Genomic DNA, 5,890 nt, shown 5'->3' on the forward strand with positions numbered 1-5,890 from the left:
GGTGGTGGGTGGTTAAAGGGGTGCAGGCCCCACCGGTGGTGGGGCCTGCATTTTAAGGGTGGTCCGGCGGTGTCCTACTCTCCCACACTCTCTCGGGTGCAGTACCATCGGCGCTGTGGGTCTTAGCTTCCGGGTTCGGAATGGGACCGGGCGTTTCCCCCACGCTATGACCGCCGTAACTCGTTGTACCGTTCCCCGGTGTTCCCGGTGCCTGGCCTGTGCCCCTGGTGTGGGGGTGGGGTGGCTGGGTGTCCTGGGGTGGTAAGCCTGTTACGTCTTGCCTGTGCTGGACGTGTATTCAGTTGTGGTGGTGCCCCCGTGGTGTCCGCCTCCGGGGTTGTGCCCTGGTGGTGGCTGGGGGGGTGGTTCCTGTTGTTGGTTGGGAACCGCATAGTGGACGCGTAGCATTCGATCTTTGCACCTCCGCGTGAAGTGGAACGGGGTTTGAAGTCCCTTGTTCCTGCGGTGGTGGTGTGGTGTAAGTTATCGGCTTATTAGTACCGGTCAGCTTCGCAGGTCGTTGGTCCCTGCTTCCACATCCGGCCTATCAACCCAGTGGTCTGGCTGGGGGCCTCTCACACGGTTAGGTGTATGGAAATCTCATCTTGAAGCGGGCTTCCCGCTTAGATGCTTTCAGCGGTTATCCCATCCGAACGTAGCTAATCAGCGGTGCACTTGGCAGTACAACTGACACACCAGAGGTTCGTCCGTCCCGGTCCTCTCGTACTAAGGACAGCCCTTCTCAAATTTCCTGCGCGCGCAGCGGATAGGGACCGAACTGTCTCACGACGTTCTAAACCCAGCTCGCGTACCGCTTTAATGGGCGAACAGCCCAACCCTTGGGACCTACTCCAGCCCCAGGATGCGACGAGCCGACATCGAGGTGCCAAACCATGCCGTCGATATGGACTCTTGGGCAAGATCAGCCTGTTATCCCCGAGGTACCTTTTATCCGTTGAGCGACGGCCATTCCACAATGTGCCGCCGGATCACTAGTCCCGACTTTCGTCCCTGCTTGAGATGTCTCTCTCACAGTCAAGCTCCCTTGTGCACTTACACTCGCCACCTGATTGCCAACCAGGCTGAGGGAACCTTTGGGCGCCTCCGTTACTTTTTAGGAGGCAACCGCCCCAGTTAAACTACCCATCAGGCACTGTCCCTGACCCGGATTACGGGCCGAAGTTAGATATCCAGAGTGACCAGAGTGGTATTTCAACGATGACTCCACCCGAACTGGCGTCCGGGTCTCACAGTCTCCCACCTATCCTACACAAGCCACACCGAACACCAATACCAAACTATAGTGAAGGTCTCGGGGTCTTTCCGTCCTGCTGCGCGTAACGAGCATCTTTACTCGTACTGCAATTTCGCCGAGTTTATGGTTGAGACAGCGGGGAAGTCGTTACTCCATTCGTGCAGGTCGGAACTTACCCGACAAGGAATTTCGCTACCTTAGGATGGTTATAGTTACCACCGCCGTTTACTGGGGCTTAAATTCCCAGCTTCGCACCGCGCAAGCGCGGAACTAACCGGTCCTCTTAACCTTCCAGCACCGGGCAGGAGTCAGTCCGTATACATCGTCTTGCGACTTCGCACGGACCTGTGTTTTTAGTAAACAGTCGCTTCCCCCTGGTCTCTGCGGCCCCGATCCGCTCAGGCAAGCAAGTCGCCGTCACGGTTGGGGCCCCCCTTCTCCCGAAGTTACGGGGGCATTTTGCCGAGTTCCTTAACCATAATTCTCTCGATCGCCTTAGTATTCTCTACCTGATCACCTGTGTCGGTTTGGGGTACGGGCGGCTAAAACCTCGCGCCGATGCTTTTCTCGGCAGCATAGGATCACCAAATTCCCCCATACGGGGGTCCCATCAGATCTCAGGCGCGTGATTGAACACAAGGACGCGGATTTGCCTACGTCCTGCCCTACATCCTTAGACCGGGACAACCATCGCCCGGCTTGGCTACCTTCCTGCGTCACACCTGTTAATACGCTTACCTCCCAGGCTCAGGTCCCGCGCTCCACCAAAACCCTTCCACCACAAGGGCGGTCGGGCAGGTTTCGGGCGGTTAGTGTCCCCTGTTCGGTATGGGCGGTTTTTCGCCGGTACGGGAATATCAACCCGTTGTCCATCGACTACGCCTGTCGGCCTCGCCTTAGGTCCCGACTTACCCAGGGCAGATTAGCTTGACCCTGGAACCCTTGATCATCCGGCGGACGGGTTTCTCACCCGTCTTTCGCTACTCATGCCTGCATTCTCACTCGTGTGGGCTCCACCGCTGGTTTCCACCGCGGCTTCACTGCCCACACGACGCTCCCCTACCCATCCACACGCCTGAACTCAGGGGAACGAATCCCCGGCTTGGCTGATATGTGAATGCCACAACTTCGGCGGTGTACTTGAGCCCCGCTACATTGTCGGCGCGGAATCACTTGACCAGTGAGCTATTACGCACTCTTTCAAGGGTGGCTGCTTCTAAGCCAACCTCCTGGTTGTCTGGGCAACTCCACATCCTTTCCCACTTAGCACACGCTTAGGGGCCTTAGTTGGTGGTCTGGGCTGTTTCCCTCTCGACTATGAAGCTTATCCCCCACAGTCTCACTGCTGCGCTCTGACTTACCGGCATTCGGAGTTTGGCTGACGTCAGTAACCTTGTAGGGCCCATTAGCCATCCAGTAGCTCTACCTCCGGTAAGAAACACGCAACGCTGCACCTAAATGCATTTCGGGGAGAACCAGCTATCACGAAGTTTGATTGGCCTTTCACCCCTACCCACAGCTCATCCCCTCCATTTTCAACTGAAGTGGGTTCGGTCCTCCACGACGTCTTACCGTCGCTTCAACCTGGCCATGGGTAGATCACTTCGCTTCGGGTCTAGATCACGCCACTACGGTCGCCCTGTTCAGACTCGCTTTCGCTACGGCTTCCCCACACGGGTTAACCTCGCGACGTAACACTAACTCGCAGGCTCATTCTTCAAAAGGCACGCCGTCACAGCACCGTGATAAATCACGCACTGCTCCGACGGTTTGTAGGCACACGGTTTCAGGTACTGTTTCACTCCCCTCCCGGGGTACTTTTCACCTTTCCCTCACGGTACTGGTCCGCTATCGGTCATCAGGGAGTATTTAGGCTTACCAGGTGGTCCTGGCGGATTCGCACGGGATTTCTCGGGCCCCGTACTACTTGGGATACTCTCCAAACGGCAGCACGCATTACGGTTACGGGACTTACACCCTCTCCGGCCGGGCTTTCAAACCCGTTCACCTATACGCCTGCACACATTTCACCAGTCCGGCAGAACTGATACGGAAAGTCCCGCAACCCCAGTGATGCAACGCCCGCCGGCTATCACACACCACTGGTTTAGCCTCTTCCGCGTTCGCTCGCCACTACTAACGGAATCACTGTTGTTTTCTCTTCCTGTGGGTACTGAGATGTTTCACTTCCCCACGTTCCCTCCACGCACCCTATGTGTTCAGGTACGGGTCACCGGATCACGCACAAGGCGCCCCCGGCGGGGTTTCCCCATTCGGACATCCTGGGATCACCGTTCGGTTATCAACTCCCCCAGGCTTATCGCAGATTCCCACGTCCTTCTTCGGCTCCTGATGCCAAGGCATCCACCGTGTGCCCTTAAAAACTTGACCACAAAAGATCAAAAAACATATCGAGAAAACCAGGCCCGGACAGAATCCGGAACCAGGTCTATCTAAGAAATTGCTTCTTTTTAAGATGCTCGCGTCCACTATGCAGTTCTCAACCAACAACCCCATCACACCCACCCCCCGCACCCCCAAGGGACACGACGACGCGGCATGCGCGGGAAAACCAGAAACAACACACCCCACCCCCCGCACCCGCCCGCCGGCACCCCACCAGGGGACACCACGGACAACCACGAGAAACAGGGCCCTGTTATCTCAGGACCCAACAGTGTGCCAAACGCTTCCATCCCCTCCACCGCCCACCGGCGTTCCAGACGCACCGGCCACCCGCACCGCACCCCCAAAGGGACACCGGCAGGACACCAGGGCGCCGTACTAGCGGCAACCGGGAAAAGAACCCAAACTATTCGTTGATATTCCACCCATGAGCACCCACCGCGGAACAAACGCCCGCGCTATGGGCTCTCCTTGCAGGCACCACACCCAACACTCTGGTTGGGCCGGCACCCGAAGGCGCTCCTTAGAAAGGAGGTGATCCAGCCGCACCTTCCGGTACGGCTACCTTGTTACGACTTAGTCCCAATCGCCGGTCCCACCTTCGACGGCTCCCTCCCACAAGGGGTTAGGCCACCGGCTTCGGGTGTTACCAACTTTCGTGACTTGACGGGCGGTGTGTACAAGGCCCGGGAACGTATTCACCGCAGCGTTGCTGATCTGCGATTACTAGCGACTCCAACTTCATGAGGTCGAGTTGCAGACCTCAATCCGAACTGAGACCGGCTTTTTGGGATTAGCTCCACCTCACAGTATCGCAACCCTTTGTACCGGCCATTGTAGCATGCGTGAAGCCCAAGACATAAGGGGCATGATGATTTGACGTCGTCCCCACCTTCCTCCGAGTTGACCCCGGCAGTCTCCCATGAGTCCCCGGCATAACCCGCTGGCAACATGGAACGAGGGTTGCGCTCGTTGCGGGACTTAACCCAACATCTCACGACACGAGCTGACGACAACCATGCACCACCTGTAAACCGGCCACAAGTGGCTGACACATCTCTGCGCCATTCCGGTTCATGTCAAGCCTTGGTAAGGTTCTTCGCGTTGCATCGAATTAATCCGCATGCTCCGCCGCTTGTGCGGGCCCCCGTCAATTCCTTTGAGTTTTAGCCTTGCGGCCGTACTCCCCAGGCGGGGCACTTAATGCGTTAGCTACGGCGCGGAAAACGTGGAATGTCCCCCACACCTAGTGCCCAACGTTTACGGCATGGACTACCAGGGTATCTAATCCTGTTCGCTCCCCATGCTTTCGCTCCTCAGCGTCAGTTACAGCCCAGAGACCTGCCTTCGCCATCGGTGTTCCTCCTGATATCTGCGCATTTCACCGCTACACCAGGAATTCCAGTCTCCCCTACTGCACTCTAGTCTGCCCGTACCCACCGCAGATCCGGAGTTAAGCCCCGGACTTTCACGGCAGACGCGACAAACCGCCTACGAGCTCTTTACGCCCAATAATTCCGGATAACGCTTGCGCCCTACGTATTACCGCGGCTGCTGGCACGTAGTTAGCCGGCGCTTCTTCTGCAGGTACCGTCACTTTCGCTTCTTCCCTACTGAAAGAGGTTTACAACCCGAAGGCCTTCATCCCTCACGCGGCGTCGCTGCATCAGGCTTGCGCCCATTGTGCAATATTCCCCACTGCTGCCTCCCGTAGGAGTCTGGGCCGTGTCTCAGTCCCAGTGTGGCCGGTCACCCTCTCAGGCCGGCTACCCGTCGTCGCCTTGGTGGGCCATTACCCCGCCAACAAGCTGATAGGCCGCGAGTCCATCCAAAACCGCAATAAAGCTTTCCACCACCAGGCCATGCGGCCGGCAGTCATATCCGGTATTAGACCCGGTTTCCCAGGCTTATCCCAGAGTCAAGGGCAGGTTACTCACGTGTTACTCACCCGTTCGCCACTAATCCCCGGTGCAAGCACCGGATCATCGTTCGACTTGCATGTGTTAAGCACGCCGCCAGCGTTCATCCTGAGCCAGGATCAAACTCTCCGTAAATGCATTACAGACACAACACAAGCCCCCGGGAAAACGGGAACCCCTGCTGCACAAAATTCGAAACCAGCCAAAAAAACCAGCCCACCACACGGGGTGCGGCAGACCAGCCAATTCAACCAATCAAAAAACAATCGGTATCAACAAACTTGGCACACTATTGAGTTCTCAAACAACA

At 57.1% G+C, this 5,890-nt stretch carries 3 rRNA genes; all 3 read right to left on the minus strand.

The window, feature by feature from the left end:
• Positions 1–61 precede the first annotated feature (61 nt).
• A 5S ribosomal RNA gene (gene rrf, locus GVV77_RS17890) occupies positions 62–178 on the minus strand.
• Between the two features lie 295 nt (positions 179–473).
• Positions 474–3,646 (minus strand): 23S ribosomal RNA (locus GVV77_RS17895).
• A gap of 542 nt (positions 3,647–4,188) precedes the next feature.
• Positions 4,189–5,715, minus strand: a 16S ribosomal RNA gene (locus GVV77_RS17900).
• The 16S, 23S and 5S rRNA genes sit together here, the layout of an rRNA operon.
• Positions 5,716–5,890: the final 175 nt, after the last annotated feature.

It is taken from the genome of Arthrobacter zhaoguopingii (genome assembly GCF_009828605.1).
In the GTDB taxonomy this organism is placed as follows: Bacteria; Actinomycetota; Actinomycetes; order Actinomycetales; family Micrococcaceae; genus Arthrobacter_D; species Arthrobacter_D zhaoguopingii.